Origin of the sequence: Bradyrhizobium frederickii (assembly GCF_004570865.1) — a bacterium.
GTDB lineage: Bacteria > Pseudomonadota > Alphaproteobacteria > Rhizobiales > Xanthobacteraceae > Bradyrhizobium > Bradyrhizobium frederickii.
This window is the reverse complement of the sequence record NZ_SPQS01000016.1, coordinates 27,253-45,258: the sequence shown is the minus strand read 5'-3', so window position 1 is coordinate 45,258 and position 18,006 is coordinate 27,253. Positions and strand designations below refer to the sequence as shown.

20 protein-coding genes and 1 tRNA gene are annotated in these 18,006 nt (G+C 64.1%); 14 read left to right on the top strand and 7 right to left on the bottom strand.

The genetic code is table 11. The annotated features are described in order from the left end of the window. The first annotated feature begins 25 nt into the window (after positions 1 to 25). The 8 genes from E4K64_RS25625 (at position 26) to E4K64_RS25590 (ending at position 9,412) form a co-directional block, all read left to right on the top strand. Positions 26 to 1,183, top strand: coding sequence for a thiolase domain-containing protein (locus E4K64_RS25625; RefSeq protein WP_126258141.1), 1,158 nt, complete (start codon positions 26 to 28; stop codon positions 1,181 to 1,183). Continuing rightward, positions 1,183 to 1,572, top strand: coding sequence for a Zn-ribbon domain-containing OB-fold protein (locus tag E4K64_RS25620; protein ID WP_126258142.1), 390 nt, complete (start codon positions 1,183 to 1,185; stop codon positions 1,570 to 1,572). The genes E4K64_RS25625 and E4K64_RS25620 overlap by 1 nt, the downstream gene beginning before the upstream one ends. A 203-nt stretch (positions 1,573 to 1,775) precedes the next feature. Then, positions 1,776 to 2,636, top strand: coding sequence for a MaoC family dehydratase (locus E4K64_RS25615; RefSeq protein WP_135165986.1), 861 nt, complete (start codon positions 1,776 to 1,778; stop codon positions 2,634 to 2,636). Between the two features lie 194 nt (positions 2,637 to 2,830). Then, positions 2,831 to 3,709: an SDR family oxidoreductase gene (locus tag E4K64_RS25610; protein ID WP_135165985.1), complete on the top strand. Its 879-nt coding sequence runs from the start codon at positions 2,831 to 2,833 to the stop codon at positions 3,707 to 3,709. A gap of 128 nt (positions 3,710 to 3,837) precedes the next feature. Next, a complete protein-coding gene (locus E4K64_RS25605) occupies positions 3,838 to 4,791 on the top strand; it encodes a dihydrodipicolinate synthase family protein (protein ID WP_135165984.1) in 954 nt (317 codons plus the stop codon). A gap of 4 nt (positions 4,792 to 4,795) precedes the next feature. Then, on the top strand, positions 4,796 to 5,611 hold the full coding sequence (locus E4K64_RS25600) for an NUDIX hydrolase (protein WP_135165983.1): 816 nt from the start codon (positions 4,796 to 4,798) through the stop codon (positions 5,609 to 5,611). Positions 5,612 to 5,688: 77 nt separating this feature from the next. Then, a complete protein-coding gene (locus E4K64_RS25595; protein WP_135165982.1) occupies positions 5,689 to 6,603 on the top strand; it encodes a DMT family transporter in 915 nt (304 codons plus the stop codon). 121 nt (positions 6,604 to 6,724) lie between these two features. Continuing rightward, the gene (locus tag E4K64_RS25590) at positions 6,725 to 9,412 is read left to right on the top strand and encodes a PAS domain S-box protein (RefSeq protein WP_135165981.1); all 2,688 of its coding nucleotides are present in this window, start codon (positions 6,725 to 6,727) and stop codon (positions 9,410 to 9,412) included. Positions 9,413 to 9,467: 55 nt separating this feature from the next. Here E4K64_RS25590 and E4K64_RS25585 read toward each other — a convergent pair whose 3' ends face one another. Next, entirely contained in the window at positions 9,468 to 9,821 is a 354-nt protein-coding gene (locus E4K64_RS25585; protein WP_164718693.1) for a GrlR family regulatory protein, read from the bottom strand. A gap of 259 nt (positions 9,822 to 10,080) precedes the next feature. Here E4K64_RS25585 and E4K64_RS25580 point away from each other — a divergent pair, with 259 nt between their 5' ends. Then, on the top strand, positions 10,081 to 10,578 hold the full coding sequence (locus E4K64_RS25580; protein ID WP_126258150.1) for a hypothetical protein: 498 nt from the start codon (positions 10,081 to 10,083) through the stop codon (positions 10,576 to 10,578). 149 nt (positions 10,579 to 10,727) lie between these two features. Here E4K64_RS25580 and E4K64_RS25575 read toward each other — a convergent pair whose 3' ends face one another. Beyond that, complete coding sequence (locus tag E4K64_RS25575; RefSeq protein ID WP_126258151.1) at positions 10,728 to 11,111, bottom strand: VOC family protein; 384 nt, start codon at positions 11,109 to 11,111, stop codon at positions 10,728 to 10,730. 180 nt (positions 11,112 to 11,291) lie between these two features. Here E4K64_RS25575 and E4K64_RS25570 point away from each other — a divergent pair, with 180 nt between their 5' ends. The 3 genes from E4K64_RS25570 to E4K64_RS25560 all read left to right on the top strand — a co-directional run bounded on the left by E4K64_RS25570 (position 11,292) and on the right by E4K64_RS25560 (position 12,776). After that, entirely contained in the window at positions 11,292 to 11,864 is a 573-nt protein-coding gene (locus E4K64_RS25570) for a hypothetical protein (RefSeq protein ID WP_135165980.1), read from the top strand. 159 nt (positions 11,865 to 12,023) lie between these two features. Next, complete coding sequence (locus E4K64_RS25565) at positions 12,024 to 12,551, top strand: hypothetical protein (protein ID WP_135165979.1); 528 nt, start codon at positions 12,024 to 12,026, stop codon at positions 12,549 to 12,551. 148 nt (positions 12,552 to 12,699) lie between these two features. Then, positions 12,700 to 12,776: transfer RNA gene (locus E4K64_RS25560), tRNA-Arg, on the top strand. Positions 12,777 to 12,792: 16 nt separating this feature from the next. Here the strand turns inward: E4K64_RS25560 and E4K64_RS25555 are convergent. The 5 genes from E4K64_RS25555 to E4K64_RS25535 form a co-directional block, all read right to left on the bottom strand. Further along, on the bottom strand, positions 12,793 to 14,082 hold the full coding sequence (locus tag E4K64_RS25555; protein ID WP_135165978.1) for a hypothetical protein: 1,290 nt from the start codon (positions 14,080 to 14,082) through the stop codon (positions 12,793 to 12,795). A 241-nt stretch (positions 14,083 to 14,323) separates the two neighbouring features. Then, a complete protein-coding gene (locus E4K64_RS25550) occupies positions 14,324 to 14,665 on the bottom strand; it encodes a hypothetical protein (RefSeq protein WP_135165977.1) in 342 nt (113 codons plus the stop codon). After that, positions 14,662 to 15,030, bottom strand: a complete 369-nt coding sequence (locus E4K64_RS25545) for a hypothetical protein (RefSeq protein ID WP_135165976.1) — start codon at positions 15,028 to 15,030, stop codon at positions 14,662 to 14,664. The genes E4K64_RS25550 and E4K64_RS25545 overlap by 4 nt, the downstream gene beginning before the upstream one ends. Before the next feature lie 12 nt (positions 15,031 to 15,042). Next, complete coding sequence (locus tag E4K64_RS25540) at positions 15,043 to 15,687, bottom strand: hypothetical protein (protein WP_135165975.1); 645 nt, start codon at positions 15,685 to 15,687, stop codon at positions 15,043 to 15,045. Positions 15,688 to 15,794: 107 nt separating this feature from the next. Next, positions 15,795 to 16,784 carry a helix-turn-helix transcriptional regulator gene (locus E4K64_RS25535; protein ID WP_135165974.1) on the bottom strand — a complete coding sequence of 330 codons (990 nt, stop codon included), beginning with the start codon at positions 16,782 to 16,784 and terminating at the stop codon, positions 15,795 to 15,797. 116 nt (positions 16,785 to 16,900) lie between these two features. Here E4K64_RS25535 and E4K64_RS41910 point away from each other — a divergent pair, with 116 nt between their 5' ends. After that, the gene (locus tag E4K64_RS41910) at positions 16,901 to 17,269 is read left to right on the top strand and encodes a transcriptional regulator (protein WP_135165973.1); all 369 of its coding nucleotides are present in this window, start codon (positions 16,901 to 16,903) and stop codon (positions 17,267 to 17,269) included. Between the two features lie 282 nt (positions 17,270 to 17,551). Next, positions 17,552 to 17,977, top strand: a complete 426-nt coding sequence (locus E4K64_RS25525) for a hypothetical protein (protein WP_135165972.1) — start codon at positions 17,552 to 17,554, stop codon at positions 17,975 to 17,977. Positions 17,978 to 18,006: the final 29 nt, after the last annotated feature.

The window sequence follows — 18,006 nt, the reverse complement described above, 5'->3', positions numbered from 1 at the left end:
AAGAAACGCGAGCGGAGACCTGAGTTTGACCATCAAGGGCAAGGCCTACATTGCCGGGATCTACGAACACCCGACCCGGCATGCGCCGGATAAATCCACCGCCCAGCTCCACGCCGAGGTTGCCAAGGGGGCGATCGAGGATGCAGGGATCAGCAAGGACGACATCGACGGCTATTTCTGCGCGGGCGATGCGCCCGGCGGCGCCTGGCCGATGGTCGATTATCTCGGCCTGAACACCAAGAAGCTACGCCATATCGATTCCACCGAGACCGGCGGCTGCTCCTACATCATCCATCTCGGCCATGCCGCCGAGGCGATCGCCGCGGGCAAGTGCTCGATCGCGCTTGTGACGCTGGCCGGCAAGCCGCGCACCGGCGCGATGCCGCCGCGCGCGGCCGGCGCCGAGGCCGATTTCGAATCCGCTTACGGCGCGACCACGCACAATGCCTACGGCATGTGTGCCATGCGCCACATGCACGACTATGGCACTACGTCGGAGCAACTGGCCTGGATCAAGGTCGCGGCCTCGCATCACGCTCAGTACAATCCGCATGCGATGCTCAAGGACGTCGTCACCGTCGAGGACGTGCTAAACTCGCCGATGATCTCCGATCCCCTCCACCGCATGGATTGCTGCGTCGTCTCCGACGGCGGCGGCGCGCTGATCGTGACGACGCCCGAGATCGCCAAGAGCCTGAAGAAGCCGCTGGTGCGCCTGATCGGCCATGGCGAGGCGATGAAGGGCCCGCGCGGCGGCAAGGATCTCGACCTCACTTATTCGGCCGGAATCTGGTCCGGCCCGCGTGCATTCGAGGAAGCCGGCATCACGCCGAAGGACATCAAGTACGCCTCGATCTACGACAGCTTCACCATCACGGTGCTGATGCAGCTCGAGGACCTCGGCTTCTGCAAGAAGGGCGAGGGCGGCAAGTTCGTCGCCGACGGCAACCTGATCTCGGGCGTCGGCAAGCTGCCGTTCAACACCGACGGCGGCGGCCTCTGCAGCAACCATCCCGTCAACCGCGGCGGCATGACCAAGATCATCGAGGCCGTGCGCCAGCTGCGCGGCGAGGCGCATCCGAAGGTGCAGGTCAAGAATTGCGATCTCGCCATCGCCCACGGCACCGGCGGCCTCCTGGGGGTCCGCCACGCCGCCTCGACGGCCATTCTGGAGCGCGTGTGATGAGTGAAGCGAAGAAATATCCGGCCCCGGTGACGAACCCCGAGACCGCCGCGTTCTGGGACGCGGCGAAAGAGGGCAAGTTCATGATCAAGCGCTGCACGGCGTGCGGCGAGGCGCACTACTTCCCGCGCTCGATTTGCCCGTTCTGCTACTCCGACAAAACGGTGTGGGAGCAGGCCTCGGGCGAGGGCACGATCTACACCTGGAGCCTGATGCGGAAGTCGCCGACCGGCCCTTATGCGATCGGCTATGTCACGCTGAAGGAGGGGCCGTCGGTGCAGACCAATTTCGTCGACTGCGATCTCACGACGCTCAAGATCGGCCAGAAGGTGAAGGTGGTGTTCAAGCCGACCGACGGAGCGCCGCTGCCGTTCTTCACGCCGGCGTAGTTCCCTTCTCCCCTTGTGGGAGAAGGTGGCGCGAAGCGCCGGATGAGGGGTATCGCTCCGCGGAGAAAGCTTTCGATGCGGAGCCAACCCCTCACCCAGACGAGTTTGTTGCGGGCAGCATCTGGCCCTCTCCCACAAGGGGAGAGGGCGCATCAATAGGCGCCGCCGCCCGCCGAAGAAATGCCGGGAGGAAACCAAACAAAATGTCCGCCAGGTACGAAGAGCTCAAATCCCTCAAAAACCTCGGCCAGAAATACGCCTACACCGATCGCGAGGTGATGCTCTACGCCTACGGCATCGGGCTCGGCGCCGATCCCATGGACGAGAACGAGCTCGCCTTCGTCAACGAGGGCACGTTGACGCCGCGGCCGCTCAAGGTGGTGCCGACCTTTGCGTCCGTAGCGGCGTGGGGCTCGGGGCCGGGCGAGATGAACCTCAACCGCGTCATGGTGGTCGACGGCGAGCGCGACATCACCTTCCATCAGCCGCTGCCGGTGGCCGCGAACATCACCGCCGATTCCTCCGTGCTCGAGGTCTACGACAAGGGCAAGGACAAGGGCGTCGTCATCGTGCACCAGACCGTGCTGAAGAACGAGAAGGGCGAGAAGCTCGCAACCCTCGTCGCCTCGCGCTTCGCCCGCGGCGACGGCGGCTTTGGCGGGCCGAGCCTGACCCAGCCCGATCCGCACAAGATCCCATCGCGCAGCCCCGACAGGACCATCGACATCACCACGCGCCCCGACCAGGCGCTGGTCTATCGCCTCTGCGGCGACCGCAACCCGCTGCACTCCGATCCCGAATTCGCCAGGAAGGCCGGCTTCCCGCGCCCGATCCTGCACGGCATGTGCACCTACGGCATCACCTGCCGCGGCGTGCTGCAGACCTATGCCGACTACGACGCCGGCGCCTTCCGCCAGCACGTCGCGCGGTTCTCCTCGCCGGTCTATCCCGGCGAGACCGTGACCATGGACCTCTGGAAGGACGGCAACGTGATCTCGTTCGAAGCCAAGGTGAAGTCGCGCGGCGTCACCGTGATCAAGAACGGCAAGACGGTGCTGGGTTAGGCGGGCACAGGCCGTCGTCTCCCTCGCCCCGCTTGCGGGGAGAGGCTGGGGTGAGGGGGAGTCTCCCCGGGGACGGTGACAGTTGAGTTCGCGGAGGTTCCTCCTCACCCTGAAATCAAGCTGCGCTTGATTTCAGGCCTCTCCCCGCAAGCGGGGAGAGGCGAAGGAGAAAGCAACAACAGGGAGAAGCCACCATGGGACTGCTCGACGGCAAGGTTGCGCTGATCACCGGTGCGGGCGGGGGGCTCGGCGAGGCCTACGCAAAGCTGTTCGCGCGGGAGGGGGCCTCGGTCGTCGTCAACGACCTCGGCGGGCCCCGTGACGGTTCCGGCGCCGACAAGTCCATGGCGCAGCAGGTGGTTGATGCGATCAAGGCCGAGGGCGGCAAGGCGGTCGCCAACGGCGCCGACATCTCCACTATGGAGGGCGGTCAGTCGGTGTTCGACGACGCCATCAAGCATTTCGGCCGCGCCGACATCCTGGTCAACAATGCGGGCATTCTGCGCGACCAGACCTTCGCCAAGGCCTCCGAGGCCGACTGGGACAAGGTCATCAGGGTGCACCTGAAGGGCACCTTTTGTTGCACCCTGCCGGTGTTTCGCTGGATGCGGGAAAACGGCGGCGGCGTCATCGTCAACACCTCCTCGACATCAGGGCTGATCGGCAATTTCGGCCAGACCAATTACGGCGCGGCGAAGGGCGGCATCTGGGGTCTGTCCAACGTGCTGGCGATCGAGGGCCGCAAGTACAACATCCGGATCTGGACGCTCGCCCCCGGCGCCCTGACCCGCATGACCGCAGACCTGCCCCGCTATAAGGAGAACCCGGGGGCGGCGCTGGGACCGGACGGCATCGCGCCGGCCGTGCTATACATGGTCAGCGACTTGTCGGGCGACCAGACCGGCAAGGTGCTGGGCGTGTCCGGGCCCCGCGGCGTGCGCGAAATGCGGATGATGGAAATGGACGGCTGGAAGCCGCCGCACACGGGCTGGAACGCCCGGGACATCGCCGATCACGCCAAGGAGATCTTCTTCTCCGAGGAGCAGATCAAGATGGGCGCGCGGCGGTTTTAGCCACACTGTCATTCCGGGGCGCGACGAAGTCGCGAGCCCGGAATCCATAACCCCGGCTTGTGGTTATGGATTCCGGGCCCTGTCCCTTCGGGCCATCCCGGAATGACGAACAGAGAGAGACGAGACTGATGAAACTGACCGCCGACGCCAAGGGCACTTTCGCAATCGCGCCGACGCCGTTCCATGACGACGGCCGCATCGACGAGCGCTCGATCGACCGTTTGACCGATTTCTACGAGGAGGTCGGCTGCGACGGCGTCACGGTGCTGGGCATCCTCGGCGAGGCCCCGAAGCTCGATGCCACCGAGGCCGAGCAGGTGGCGGTGCGCTACGTCAAGCGCGCCAAGAAGATGCAGGTCATCGTCGGCGTCTCCGCGCCGGGCTTTGCCACCATGCGCTCGCTGGCCAAGGCCTCGATGGACGCGGGCGCGGCCGGCGTGATGATCGCGCCGCCGCCGAGCTTGCGCACCGACGATCAGATCATCGGCTATTTCAAGCAGGCGGCCGAGGCGATCGGCCCCGACGTGCCCTGGGTGCTGCAGGATTACCCGCTCACCTTGCAGGTGGTGTTCACCCCCGCCGTGATCCGCAAGATCGTCATGGACAATCCGAACTGCGTGATGCTCAAGCACGAGGACTGGCCGGGCCTGGAGAAGATCACGACGCTGCGCGGCTTCCAGAAGGACGGCTCGCTCCGGCCACTCTCGATCCTCTGCGGCAATGGCGGCACGTTCCTGGACTTCGAGATGGAGCGCGGCGCCGACGGCGCCATGACCGGCTACGCCTTCCCGGAGCTTCTGATCGACGTCGTCAACCTCTCCAAGGCCGGCAAGCGCGATGCCGCGCATGATTTGTTCGACGCGCATCTGCCGCTGATCCGCTACGAGCAGCAGCCCGGGGTCGGCCTGACCGTGCGCAAATACGTGCTGCAGAAGCGCGGCATCATCGCCTCCAGCGCGCAGCGCAAGCCGGGCGCGACGATCACCGCGACGGCGAAGGCCGAGGTGGATTATCTGCTGTCGCGCGTCGCCCGCTTCGACAAGCGCGCCAATCTCGGCCCGCAATCCAGCGCCGCAGGTTAGCTGCATGGCCGAGACATCAGCATCACGCCCGGCCTCGACGATCCTCCTGCTCCGTGACGGCGCGCAGGCCGACGGCAAGAGCCGCGGCGAGATCGAGGTCTTCATGATGGTTCGCCATCATCAGATCGAGTTCAACTCGGGCGCGCTGGTGTTTCCCGGCGGCAGCGTCGATGCCGGCGACAAGGAGATCGTCGCCCGTGCGGACCTGTATTCGGGTGGGGAAGGCTTGAGCGAGGCGGACCGGGGTTTTCGCATCGCCGCGATCCGCGAGACTTTTGAGGAGAGCGGCATCCTGCTGGCGCGGTCGAAGGCGACGGGCGCTCCCGTTGACGCCAGGCGTGCCGGCGAGATCGCAGACGCGCATCGCGTCGCGCTCAACGAGCACAAGATCAGCTTCCTGAGCATCCTGGCCGACAACGGTCTGCAGCTGGCGCTCGACACGCTGGTGCCTTACGCGCACTGGATCACGCCGGAGGGCATGCCCAAGCGTTTCGACACCTGGTTCTTCCTGGCGGCCGCGCCGCCGGACCAGCTCGGCGCCCATGACGGCCGGGAGTCCACCGACTCGATCTGGGTGTCGCCGCGCGAGGCGGTGGAGGGCGGCGAAAGCGGCCGCTTCAAGCTGCCGTTCCCGACCACGCGCAATTTGATCCGGCTGGCGAAGCAGCCAACGGTGCAAGCCGCGATGGAGCATGCCCGCAGCCTGTCGATCGTCACGGTGATGCCGGTCATGACCAAGACCGACACCGGCCGCCAGCTCCGCATTCCCCGCGAGGCCGGCTATGACGGCGAGGTATTCGAGGTCGGAGCGCTGGGTTAATACACTTCGACGCCCGACGAAGTATTGAGGACCGTGGTCGCGTTAGGTTCCGTCCATTGTGAAGGACGGAGCAGGCCATGGATATCAGGCAGGACACCAACATCGCCGCCGAGCTGGCGCTGCTGGTCGCGCTCGCAACGCTGTGGGGCGGCTCCTATACCCTCATCAAGCTCGGCGTCGCCACCATTCCGCCGATCACCTTGATTGCTGCGCGCACCACGATCGCGGGCCTCTTGCTGCTCGCCGTCATGTGGGCGCGAGGCATCAAGATGCCCAGCGACGCCGCGACCTGGCGGCGCTTCGCCTTTCAGGCCGTGCTCAACAGCGTCGTCCCCTGGACGCTGATCGCCTGGGGCGAGCGCCATGTCGATGCCGCCCTCGCCACCATCCTCAACTCCGCCGCACCGATCTTCACCTTCCTGCTCACGGCCGTCGTCACCCGCCACGAGGCGACGAGCCCGCGAAAGCTGTTCGGCGTGGTGGCGGGGATGGCCGGCATCTGCCTCATCGTCGGCGTCGATGCCTTCCATGACATCGACGGCGGCCTCCTCGCCGAGGCCGCCATCGTCGCGGCCACCATCTGCTACGCCTGCGCCGCGATTTTCGGCCGCAGCTTTGGAGGCCTCGACCCGATGGCGCCGGCCGCCGGCTCGCTGCTGGCCGGGGCCGCCGTCCTGATTCCGGCCTCGCTCGCGGTCGAGCAGCCCTGGACGCTGTCGCCGTCGCTGAGCTCCGTGCTGGCGTTGCTTGCGCTCGCCGTGTTCTCGACGGCCGCGGCGTTTGCGATCTACTTCCGCCTGATCCAGACCCTTGGCTCGGTCGGCACCACCGCGCAGGCCTATCTCCGTGTGCCCATCGGCGTCGCCATCAGCGTCGCCTTCCTCGGCGAGAGCCTGAGCCCGACCGCCTGGATCGGGCTGGCCTGCGTCGTCCTCGGCGTCGCCGCCATGACGATCCCGGCCCGGCGGCTCGCGAGCGGCAAACCGTCATAGGTCGGGGAAGGGGCTCCGGGACCACGATATTAAGCATAAACGGCGTCCGGAGGCATGTTCCCCCCGGGCGGCAATACGTCGTATATTGGGCCGCCAATAGCCCGGTCCTCTCATCATCCCAATGTCCGCCGAATTGACGCCGACCCCTGAGAAAAAGCGAACCTTCTCGCTCTCCATCGGCCAGCTTACCTTCGGCAGCTTTCTGTTGGTGCTGGCGGTGATCATCGTCACCTCGACCGCGAGCGTGATCGCGATCCGGCACATCGACACCACCTTCGCCGAGCTGCAGCGGCTCCAGAGCGTCGGCGACCTCGCCGAGGACATCGACCGTCGCATGAACGAATTGCGCCTCGCCGCGCGCGACTTCGTCACCGATCCCGGCGCCGGCATCCAGTTCCAGCAGGTGGGCGAGGCGGCCTCGACGCTCAGCGACATCCTGAAAAAGACCCGCATCGAGCTCGCGCCCGAGCAGCAGGACATGATCGACGGGGTCACCGAACGCCTCGCGACCTATCGGACCGGCCTCGAGCGGATCTCGACCCTGATCGACCGCCGCGCCCAGCTGCTGGCCGGCCTGCCGCCGCTGCGCGAACAGTTCGATGTCGCCGTCTCCGGCGCTGCCGACCGTGAGCTGGCCTCGCGCCTGTCGGAGGCCCAGAGCCGCATCGCGCTCGGGCTGCTCGCGCGCAACCCGTCCGCCGCGGAGCAGGCCGCCCAGAACATGCGGGCACTGGACATCGGCGATGCCAAGCTCAAGGCGGCGGTGAACGACTATGCCGAGGCCATTATGGCCGTGGCTGTCCGCGAGCGGCAGATCGCCGATATCGACCGCGAGGTGCTGGGAACCGAGGGGCGGCTGATCGGCCGCGTCACCGAATTGCTGCGCGAAGTCAGCGACCGGCGCGGCCATGTGCTGTCGCGCGACTTTGCCCGCACGCTGACGGAGGCGCGATGGCAGAGCATCGTGCTCGGCAGCATCGGCGTTCTGATCGGCATTCTGGCGGCCGGCTTCGTGGTGCGGCGGACGGTTCGTCCGCTGGCTCAGATCGCACGCTCCATCCGCGCGCTTGCGGCGGGCCGGAAAGACACCTCGATCCCGTCGGCCGACCTCGACAACGAGATCGGCGACATCGCGCGTGCCGCCGAAGTCTTCCGCCGCGCGCTGGAGGAGGCCGACACGGCACGCGAGGCGGCGGTGCGCGCGCTCACCGAGCAGCGTCTCGCCGAAGAGAGCTACCGGAAACTGTTCGAGGGCTCGATCGACGGCATCTACGTGACGACGCCGGCCGGCGACCTCCTCAACGCCAATCCGGCGCTGGCGCGGATGATGGGCTACGACAGCCCGCAGCATCTCATCGCCAGCATCAACGACATCGCCCACACGATCTATGTCCATCCCGAGGCGCGCGCCGAATACCAGCGGCTGATGGCGCGTGACGGCATGGTGCGCGAATTCGAGTATCAGGTGCGCCAGCGCAGCGGCGACATCCTGTGGCTTTCCGACAGCGCCACCGGCGTGCGGGACGAAGCGGGCAACATCGTCCGCTACGAGGGCACGCTGCGCGACATCACCGACCAGAAGCGGGCGGAAGACGCCATTGCCGAAGGCCGGCGCCTGCTCCAGCAGGTCATCGACACCGTGCCGGCGGTGATCAATGTCAAGGACCGCGACCTGCGCTATGTGCTGATGAACCGCTACATGGCCGGCATCTTCGGCATCGAGCCCGGCGACGCGCTCGGCCGCACCACGGCGGACCTGATGTCGCGCTATGGCGCGGCCAAGACCGACGAGAACGACAAGCGCGTGCTGGCCCTGCGAAAGGGGCTCGGCTTCTACGAGGAGGAATACAAGGACGTCTCCGGCAACATGCGGCAATGGCTCGTCAACAAGCTGCCGCTGCTCGATGCCGAGGGCGAGATCGAGCGCATCGTCACCGTCGCGCTCGACATCGGCGAGCGCAAGCGCGGCGAGCAGGAGATGCGCAAGGCCAAGGAAGCCGCCGAGACGGCGCTGCGCAATCTGCGCGAGACGCAGGCCTCGCTGATCGAGGCCGAGAAGCTCGCCGCGCTGGGGCGCCTCGTTGCCGGCGTCGCGCACGAGGTCAACAATCCCGTCGGCATCAGCCTCACTGTCGCCTCCGCGCTGGAGCGCAAGACCGCGATGTTCACCGCCGAGGTCGAGCGTGGCGAGCTCCGCCGCTCCACGCTCAACGATTTCCTCAGCACCAGCCGCGACGCGTCCTCGCAGCTCGTCTCCAATCTCAACCGCGCCGCCGAGCTGATCCAGTCGTTCAAGCAGGTCGCCGCCGACCGCAACTATTCGGACCAGCGTACTTTCGATCTCGGCGACCTCACCGAGCAGGTGGTGATGAGCCTGCGACCGGGCCTGCGCAAGCACAATCTGACGCTCAATGTCGAGTGCCAGCCCGATCTTTCCATGAACAGCTATCCGGGCCCCTATGGCCAGGTGCTGACCAATCTGTTCCTCAACTCGGTGGCGCACGCCTTCCCGGACGGCCGGCCGGGAACGATCGACATCCAGGTGCGGGAGTCCGGCAAGGACAATGTCGAGATCATCTTCTCTGACAATGGCTGCGGCATGTCGCTTGACGTTCGTCGCCGCGCCTTCGATCCGTTCTTCACGACGCGGCGCGACCAGGGCGGCACCGGCCTCGGGTTGCACATCGTCTACAGCATCGTCACCAATCGGCTCGGCGGGCGGCTCGATCTCGATTCCGAGCCGGGCAACGGCACGCGCATCCAGATCATCCTGCCGCGCGTGGCGCCGCTGGAGCAGGCTGCGGAATAGTCGCGCTCCAGCTTTTGGTTTTGGCGCGCGTTCTTATTGCGAACCGGTATCCGCTTTAGTCGACGTCAGCGAGCTTGTGCAGCGTTGCGCCGAAGATCAGGCTGGCCTTGCCGACCAGCGCCGTGCCCGTCATCTCCGCGCGCGTGTCCGTGTAGGTGCCGTTGACACCGATGCCGACCGGGGCAGGGCCGCCGAACAGCGGATTGTCGTCGCCCCGCGGCGAGGTGTGCCGCTGCACCAGCACCTCGCCTTTGAAGCTGGTGTCGTCCTTCACCACGTAGCTGCCGGTGTAATAGAGGTAGGCATCGCCGCCAAGAATCTTGCCGTCGCGAAAAAGGATCACGCCGCTGCCCTTGCCGACTCGACCATCGAGCAGGGTCACGTGAATCGAATAAAGGCCGTTCTTCATAACGTCCCACGGGCCGGCCGCCATCGCCCAATGGCGTAGCCGGTCCGGCTTTTATGCCAAAGCGTATCGCCCCGCGCAACGCGGCAGTTTGCCGGCCGGCCGCCGGAGGTTGCCGCCGCGAGCCGTAGTTGTCCCGACTTGTGCGTGACGCAATCATGACGGTCTGATGATGGGGCGAGGCCGGTCGTTGCGAATCAGAGTTGGCCCGCAAAATGCACAACAACTAGCTGCACTGGCCGCGGGGTGCTGGAGCAAGACGATGAGGAACTGGATCGATTCCGGCGGCGATGAGCCGCGTCTGTACAGTGCGCGTCCCACGAATTGCAAAACGGAACGACGGCGCTCCGGCAGCGTAACACGCTGGCGAGGCGCGACGAGACTGGCAGGGGCCCTGGTCCTGCTTGCGCTCGCAGCCCCCATCGGCCAGGCACGCGACCGCGGCCAGTTCGCCAACACCAATCCGGATTTGAAGGCCTGGTTCGACGGCCTGCGCAGCGGCAAGGGACCGTGCTGCTCCGATGCCGACGGTTCAGCGCTCTCGGATAGTGACTGGGACAGCAAGGATGGGCACTACCGCGTCCGCCTCCCGCGCTACGGCTCCGGGCTGGAAGGACAGCCGCAGGAGCTGGTCTGGGTCGATGTCCCCGAGGAGGCCGTGATCTCCGAGCCGAACCGGGTGGGGCGCACCATGGTGTGGCCGATCTACGGCTACATGGGCGTCACCGTCCGCTGCTTCATGCCGGGCAGCATGACCTGAAACGCGATGAGATGAGGAAGAATCGTCATCGCGCTCTAGGTTATTGTTTGAGCATGATCTTTTCGGAAAGCCGCTGCGCCCTTTTCCGGATCATGCTTTAGCGACCTCGGCGGCATGTTGCCCGGTGCGTCGAGGCGGCACGAGCGGTGTCAGGTATATTTGTTGTCCCGCTCGAGCAGCTCGATGGAGATGCCTTCGGGGCCGCGGATGAAGCAGATGCGCACCCCGGGCCGGATCGTGGTCGGCTCGCGCGTGAAGGTGACGCCTTTGGCCTTGATCTCGGCCGCGACGGCATCGATGTCCTTCACCGTCAGCCCGAAATGGTCGAGGCCCTGATGCGGGTGCGGAGGCGGCGGGTTAACCGCGCTGTCGCCCTCGAGCGGCGCAATGAAGATCCTGGCGCCGCCAAGGTTCACGTCGATCCGCCCCGGCGCGCGGACGATTTCGCCACCGAGGATGTCCCGCAGCCAGGCTGCGGTCGCCTCCGGATCGGGGCTGCGCAGATGGACGTGATCCCAAGTGACGACTGGCATTTCGATGTCTCCCGATGGTCCTGCGCGATGTTGCCGCGCATGTTAGCGGCCGTGGTCGGTGATCGCCACCGTCCTTGCCGATTCGCAAGCGTGCGGGAACCCTAGGTCGTCTTCCGGATTAAGGTAAGCAGTGGCCCATTCCGTCGCTCGACGGCTTCGGCTGCGATCGGTGAAGCAACCATGAACGCCAGGCTCGACCGGATCGGATTGAGGCGCTTTGCAGGGACCGGCGAGCGACTGGCGCGAGCCGTCACGATTGCAAGCGTCTCATTTGGTCGCAGCCTTCTGTGGTTGCTGGCGGCCGTCATCGTCGGATGCGGCGTCTGGATGCTGCTGCCTCTGTCCAAAGGCAATAGCGCTGAGCAGGTCAAGTCGGAGGTGGCAGCCGTCGAGACGGCTCCTTCGAACGATCCGGCCGGATCGGCGTCGCTGGCTTCCGAAGCTCAGGTCCCGGCCATGGCGGACCTTGGTCGTCTCAGGATTTCCTCGCAGACCTGGCGCCGCGGCGGCCTTGGCTCGAAAGCCCTGGTGACGTTCACGCTGCGAAACGACAATGACTATGCCGTAAAGGATGTCGAGATCGTCTGCGCCTTTGCGCGGCGTGATGGCAGCCATCTCACCGATCGCAGTCGCGTGCTGGCTGACCCGGTCGGCATGAGGAGCCGCAAGACCTACGCCCGGATTCCCGTCGGCTTCGTCAACGTGAATGCCGATCAGGCGAAATGTTCCTTGGTTGCGGCACGCCGCGCATAAAGGCGGCATGTTCCGGTAGCGGAAAAGTTACCCTCCGCGGCCCTTGGCCAAAAAACCTCGCGTCTCCATTTGAACCGGACGGCTGGGCCAGGAACCAATTAAGAGATCGCCTGTTGAGGCGGAGAGCCCACGCGGGGATGCGGGGGCGGAGCGTGGCCAATGCCTGTCTTTCGATATTTCGTCTTTGTCGGTGGAGCTTTGCTCGCACTGCTGTTCGCAGCGGACTTCGTTCTGCCATCGCAGCCGGTTGCGCAGGCCGTCGCCACCGCAAGCAATGATCAGCCGCTGATCCGGATTCGCTCCGATCGCCATCTGCCCGAGCGTGTCGTGCTCGACACCGCCCAGCCCACGATCGTCCCGGCTGCGATGAAAACCGCCGCTGTCGTTGCGCCTCAGCCGCCGGTGCAGGACAGCACGTCGGCAGCCCTCGCCGAGATGTCGGCCAAGGCGCGGGTGCGCGAGACGTTCGCCCAGTTCACGCCGGGAGCACCGAAGGCGGGCGCCGCCGCAGCGAACAAGGCGGACACCAAGCCGCAGGTTCAAGCGCAAGCCCAGCCTGCTCAGGCGCCTCAGGCGCAGCCGCCGAAGCGCAAGATCGCCAGGGCGCATCCGGTACCGCAACAGCTGGACCGGCCGATGATGGTCGCGCAGCGTCCGCAATTCGGCTTCTTCGGCAACACCTGGTAAGAACGCTACGCCCCGCTTCGAAACCAGGCGGGGAGGGCTTTTTATTGGTCAGTCTCTCTGCTAATTCCAATCCATCCGAACGCCCGTCGGTGCGCTGGCTCGCCAGCCGCGGTGCGGTGTTTCCCGGTTTTGGTCCAATCGGACCCAGGCGCTCGTAGCTCAGCTGGATAGAGCATCGGATTTCGATTCCGAGGGTCGGAGGTTCGAATCCTTCCGAGCGCGCCAGTGATCATTCTGAAACTTAAGCACTTTTTACGACCTCGCTATTTTCATTCTGAACGGGGTCCACCCCGTCATTCTGAACGCTTGTCGCTATTTCGTTCGCCAGCCGGTGCGCATAGCGCTTCCTGGTTGCCGACAGCATCCGCTTGGCGGTCCGCTTCGCATACCCCTCATAGCTTTGCTGAGTGCGATGCGTGGACAGTGCCCGGCCTTGCCCATCCGTCAACTCCGCCTCTTCCAACTCCGTCAATCCGCCATGCCGGCAGGCGTCCAGGGTGAAGTAAGGCGGAACCCCCTCGATCTTCTTACGCAGCCGCGTCACGACATGGTTAAGCGAGCTGTAGCGCCATGGCTTGGCCGTGCCATCCTTCTGCTTGTGCAGGATCATGGGCAGCCCGAGCCTCGGGAGCTTCGCAAGGATCTCCTCCGCGTCCGCATAGAACCGGGTCGCGTTGCCCTGAGCGTCGATCTCCTCCAGCGGGTGGGGCGCTATGGTGCCCGTTTTGTGGTGGGCTACCCGAATGATTGAGGGCGCGGACGGCGAGCGGTAGTCGGCCCATGTGATGTATCCGGCAACAACGTTCTCCGGGCGCTGGAGCCATTCAAAGCAGATGACGGCAGTAGCGGCGGCCTCGGGATAGCCGGCCTCCAGGGCGCCTTGCGCGAAGGCGTAGACCTCTTCCCGCGTGACGGCGGGTTTTTTGTCCTTAGCTCGTTTCTTGAGCGTCACACCATCCCAAGGATTCGGCACGTCGTCCGGAAACTCCTCGGGATAGAGACGATGCACAACCCGCCAAGCCTTCCGGCAGAGCCCCACAAGCTTTTCGCCCGTGCGCAGCCGTTGCTTACCGGCCGGCAGTTTCTTTCCCTTCGCGGTGATGAATTTATCATAGAGCTTGTCCGCAGCTCTCGGGCTGATCGTCTTGACGAGGCGGCTTCCGACCCGATCGCCCGACTTGGTGATGACGTTGCAAATCTCGTCCATCGCCCATTCGTAGTCTGAGCGGGACCGCTCCGCGACCTTCTCCAGATAAGCCTTGCTGATCTTGTACTCGCGAAAGAGCCAATCGACGGAGCCATATCTCGGCGCCGAGACGCCGCTTACGGGCAGGCCCTTGCGTGCCTGGTCCCATTCGTCAAACTGCTCATTGAGCACCTTGGCGCGGGCCTTCATTAGCGCGTAGTCAGTCCCCAGCGGTTCATTCGAGACCGGGCATTTGAGCGCGCGATACTTCGTCGGCACGTTGTAGTAATAGCCGGTCTTGCCGCTCGCCAGCGGCTTAGGGATGACGTGGCGCGGTAGCTCCACGCTCACAAATCCTCTGCGAGGTCGCCTTGCGCGAGACTTGGCGCTATCGCTCTGTCCAGATCGTCCCTCAACCATAGCCGTCTACGCCCTTCCGCCACTCGCGGCTGAGGATACTCTTTGCCAACCCGCTTTAGGAAGTCCTCAGCGGTCCGCTCGCCGCAGTAGCCGGCTGCCAGCTCGGCAGCCATTCGCCTGGGCCAAGAACCTGCCGGGATTGCTGACGGCTTGCTCATGTTTGGTGTCAATGAGACTTGCGCTGTCCGTCACCCAACAAAGCAGCCGCCGCCATAGCTTGTTCGGCGGATACGCAGGGGATGGCGCTAATCGCGAATTGCTCGGCCTGATGGGAGACCGCGACGACGCCCAATTCACGGGCGCCCTTGATAACCTTGTACCCGACTCCCGTAGCCGAAAGCGGATCCTGGTAGACGCCAAAGACGATCTGCCCGGCGTCGATAATCGCGTTGACGTGTTTTAGCGCGGCTTTCTCGTTCATCCCTTTCATGTCTACCGCATGTTGGTTCGCGATATCGACCAGCCGACGAACGAAGGCGTCAACGTCATTTGATTGCGCAAGCTTCATGCTGCCACTCCAATGTTGCCGGAGCTTCCATAGCTCTCGTAGTAGCTCTTTTTTAGATCCTCGATCATGTTGCTGGCGTGCATGACCGCGAAGATCAATTCGTCCGGAAACTGTCCTCTGTCGGCCTCAGAAATCATGCCGGCCGCGATCTTCGCCATCATGGCGCAATCGCACAGGTCTCCCTCGAGACTGCGGAACGCCTTGGCAAACTCTTCGTCACTTCGCGGCGACGCGCGGACGCCGGTTTCGGATTGAGGCAAGTGCAACATAGTCCTGGCTCCTCTCACGCCCCGCAGGCGATGGCAGACCAAATAAAAACAACAAACAAAACCGGTCAGGGCGGCGAATGCTGCAGAGCGCAGCATGCCGCGCGCCCCTCAGTTCAAGCCGTGTTCGGCAAGGACAGCGGCGGCAATGGTCATCATCTGCTTAAGATCACCCTCGGTGGGCGTGAAGAATACGCCGCGCATTTCGTTGCGGCCGGCATAGGCCAGCCACTCCGCAACCTCTGCGATGCTCTGCGGCCGATAGTTGACGATATCCATTTCGGCCACGCTCCAGGCCCGGTGCGCCTTGCTCAGCATCCGCTTGGCGTGGACGAGGCCCCGAGGCCTCTTGCTGTTGTAGGCGGCTTCTTGGGCGTCCCAATCGGCCAGCAGGGCCGCATACCGCTCATTGACGGCAGCGCGGGCCTCGGCGCTCTCGGCGGCTTTAAGCGCCTTGGCGTGACCTTCCATGATGCTCTCGCGGGTGTGGAAAAACCAATCCGACGCCGGCATTTCCAGCTCGGGCTTGCCGTCCCGGATCAACGTAGAGGCGGGGGTAGTGCCACCCTTGACCTTGGGCTTTTCGGCCGACTTGCGGAATTGCTCGCCGAGCCGTTCCTCGATCGGAGCCCACTTCTCGACTTCGGCAACCGCCGCGTTGAGACGGGCAATAAGGGCGGTCAGGCCGTTTGACGTAATGGTGGCGAAGTTGACCGGCGCGATATTCGAGGCCGGAATTTGGTTGGTGGCTCGCATGAAATGGGCTCCCGCTGGTTAAGAGGGGCCGACACGCGATTAAACCAAGCGGCCCCGATCAAGGACCACGATACACCCACAAGTGTTATTGTCAACACCTATAGGTGTTATGGGGCAGGTGGCTCCCCGAGACGGGCTCTGAGCGCTCCCCAAATATCGGTCAAGGCGGCAAATTGCACTTGAGAGAAGTTCCAATCATCAACCGGCAGGACAAGAGGGGATCCGGTTTCCGTGAGCTGGAGCGTGGCGCTTTCATCGTTTACCGCGATCATGAGGCCGATGAACACATGGTCGATTGCGGCGGGATGGGTGTTCGCCCGATGCGCAATGACATGGACGGGCTCGGAGGGCGGGTCGCGGAACGGTCGGGCGTAGAAGCGGGCGCCAGCCTTAATCGGCTTAAAATTGTACGAACCCCGGATCCAATTGCTAACAGAAAGGCCGAAGTAGCCGCGAACGCGCGGAATGTCCCAGGGCGGCGGGCCGAAATAGTCAAAGAAGATGCCCTTCGTCTCGCCCATCCGAAAATAAGGAAAGTCCAATTCTCCGCTGGGGAGGGCCGCTACAATATCGCCCGGGGCGGATGAGGGCTCCCCGGCCGGGTCTCGCCGTTCCAGCCTGCGCAGAGCCCTGTCCACAGCTTGCGCGACTCCAAAGTGCGGGGATGGCGGATCCATCACGTTGTTGTCTTGGCTCGTCTCGAGGGCCTGAATTGCTTCTGGCGACACGCCGGCCAGGGCGGCGAGTTCCTGTATCTCAAGCCCCCGAGTTTCGCGCCGAATCCGAAGGTGCTCGCCGCCTACGTTCCTGATGAACCCGTGAAAAACGGGAAATTGCTTGACGAAAATATCCCGCTCGGGCGGTAGGTTGAGCGCGGTCAGGATATCATGCAAGTAGCTGGTGCGCTTGACCTTTCCAGCCTCGATCTTCTCTATGGTCTGTTGGGTTGTGCCGACTAAATCCGCCAAGCGTGATTGCGTCCAGCCCAGGGCTTCGCGGGCTTTGCGAATCTTGGCTCCAACCGCCTCCGGAGTGGGGCGGGTCTGATCCCGTCCGCGAATTTCGTCCGGTTTCTTTCGGGTGGGCCGCTTACTCATGGGAGGTGTTTTGCCAGTCAAAAAGTGTTGAAGCCAACACTTTCAAAGGAACATTCCGAGTGTAAAACCCTTATGCGGGGTTGCGTAATACACTTGCAAGTGTTATCTGGAGGTTAATGCTGATGCCAGACGACGATAGCGCTAAGGTGCGTGTCCGGAATGCGATCGCAAAGGCCCAGTCCTTGTGCGGCGGCTCCGAAGCCGCGCTTGCTCGGGCGGCCGGCTACTCGCAAAACGCCATTTGGCAAGCGAACAAAAAGGGGCGCATGACCCCAGAAATGGCTATTCGAATCGAGCAAGCCACGAAAGGCGATGTCCCGCGCTGGCAGGCTCGGCCGGACGTGTTCTCTCCTCCGCTTAGTGGAGAGTGTAGCCCAGCTTTCGGTGATAAAGCGTCCCATGATGCTTCACCATTACGGCATCCCATTCGCGAAATAGTTGGAGCGCCCGAACGCGCTCAGGCGTCGTTTGGGAAGGTCGCATGATGAGCTTTGGGGGCATAGCATATTCCATTTCCACCCCTGCCGGGCGGACTGGCGCGTGGGGGATTGCGCCAGTCCGCCACGTTCAGCCGAACGACGGGGCATTGCTCGGCCGGTCTCCGATCGCGGCAGTACGCGGGGGCAATATCGATCTGCCGCAATCGAAACGAATTTTCCTTTCGGACAGCACAACCCGCCGTGGTCGCCAAACTTTGTCGGGCCGCTCGTCCTCGAATGCGTCGCCGTTACGCGCTCGCTCTCCTGATCAACAGGAAAGCAGATGCCATGTCGGAAAACTCCGAAAAGCGGTCGGAAGCCATGACTAGTGAAGTTGCGTTGCGTGAAGCGTCGAACCTGATCCGTCAGCTAGCAGGGGATGGCTGTGCGGGTGAGTCGGTGAAGTCCATTCTTCGGCGCCTTGAGCGTCGGTTGAAAAATTGGACGCCGGCCAGGATCAAGTCGATTTGGTATGCCGATCCCCGCGTAGCAGTCCGAGGGGAGGAGCTTGAACAGTTGCGGGCCATGATTGGGCCTCGCGACAATGGGGCATCACTTGATGAGCTTAACGACCTTCGGTCTACGGTCGCGCGTCTTGCAAAGTATGAAAGCTTGCTTGAACGCATCGACGCGGAGTTTTTTGGCCCGCAAGTTTCTGCGACGCGCGATCAAGCTGGGCAAGCGCGCGGGCTTTTGGGAAAAAGCCGCGTTTGATTACAATCCGAACCTAGAGCGCGATCTGA

Bases quoted from the DNA above. Each gene is read 5' to 3' on its own strand.
- E4K64_RS25580 (WP_126258150.1), top strand. From the start codon at position 10,081: ATGAGGAACTGGATCGATTCCGGCGGCGATGAGCCGCGTCTGTACAGT.
- E4K64_RS25605 (WP_135165984.1), top strand. From the start codon at position 3,838: ATGAAACTGACCGCCGACGCCAAGGGCACTTTCGCAATCGCGCCGACG.
- E4K64_RS25590 (WP_135165981.1), top strand. From the start codon at position 6,725: ATGTCCGCCGAATTGACGCCGACCCCTGAGAAAAAGCGAACCTTCTCG.
- E4K64_RS25570 (WP_135165980.1), top strand. From the start codon at position 11,292: ATGAACGCCAGGCTCGACCGGATCGGATTGAGGCGCTTTGCAGGGACC.
- E4K64_RS25545 (WP_135165976.1), bottom strand. From the start codon at position 15,030: ATGCTGCGCTCTGCAGCATTCGCCGCCCTGACCGGTTTTGTTTGTTGT.
- E4K64_RS25565 (WP_135165979.1), top strand. From the start codon at position 12,024: ATGCCTGTCTTTCGATATTTCGTCTTTGTCGGTGGAGCTTTGCTCGCA.
- E4K64_RS25610 (WP_135165985.1), top strand. From the start codon at position 2,831: ATGGGACTGCTCGACGGCAAGGTTGCGCTGATCACCGGTGCGGGCGGG.
- E4K64_RS25525 (WP_135165972.1), top strand. From the start codon at position 17,552: ATGTCGGAAAACTCCGAAAAGCGGTCGGAAGCCATGACTAGTGAAGTT.
- E4K64_RS25535 (WP_135165974.1), bottom strand. From the start codon at position 16,784: ATGAGTAAGCGGCCCACCCGAAAGAAACCGGACGAAATTCGCGGACGG.
- E4K64_RS25575 (WP_126258151.1), bottom strand. From the start codon at position 11,111: ATGCCAGTCGTCACTTGGGATCACGTCCATCTGCGCAGCCCCGATCCG.
- E4K64_RS25540 (WP_135165975.1), bottom strand. From the start codon at position 15,687: ATGCGAGCCACCAACCAAATTCCGGCCTCGAATATCGCGCCGGTCAAC.
- E4K64_RS25600 (WP_135165983.1), top strand. From the start codon at position 4,796: ATGGCCGAGACATCAGCATCACGCCCGGCCTCGACGATCCTCCTGCTC.
- E4K64_RS25615 (WP_135165986.1), top strand. From the start codon at position 1,776: ATGTCCGCCAGGTACGAAGAGCTCAAATCCCTCAAAAACCTCGGCCAG.
- E4K64_RS25620 (WP_126258142.1), top strand. From the start codon at position 1,183: ATGAGTGAAGCGAAGAAATATCCGGCCCCGGTGACGAACCCCGAGACC.
- E4K64_RS41910 (WP_135165973.1), top strand. From the start codon at position 16,901: ATGCTGATGCCAGACGACGATAGCGCTAAGGTGCGTGTCCGGAATGCG.
- E4K64_RS25550 (WP_135165977.1), bottom strand. From the start codon at position 14,665: ATGAAGCTTGCGCAATCAAATGACGTTGACGCCTTCGTTCGTCGGCTG.
- E4K64_RS25585 (WP_164718693.1), bottom strand. From the start codon at position 9,821: ATGAAGAACGGCCTTTATTCGATTCACGTGACCCTGCTCGATGGTCGA.
- E4K64_RS25595 (WP_135165982.1), top strand. From the start codon at position 5,689: ATGGATATCAGGCAGGACACCAACATCGCCGCCGAGCTGGCGCTGCTG.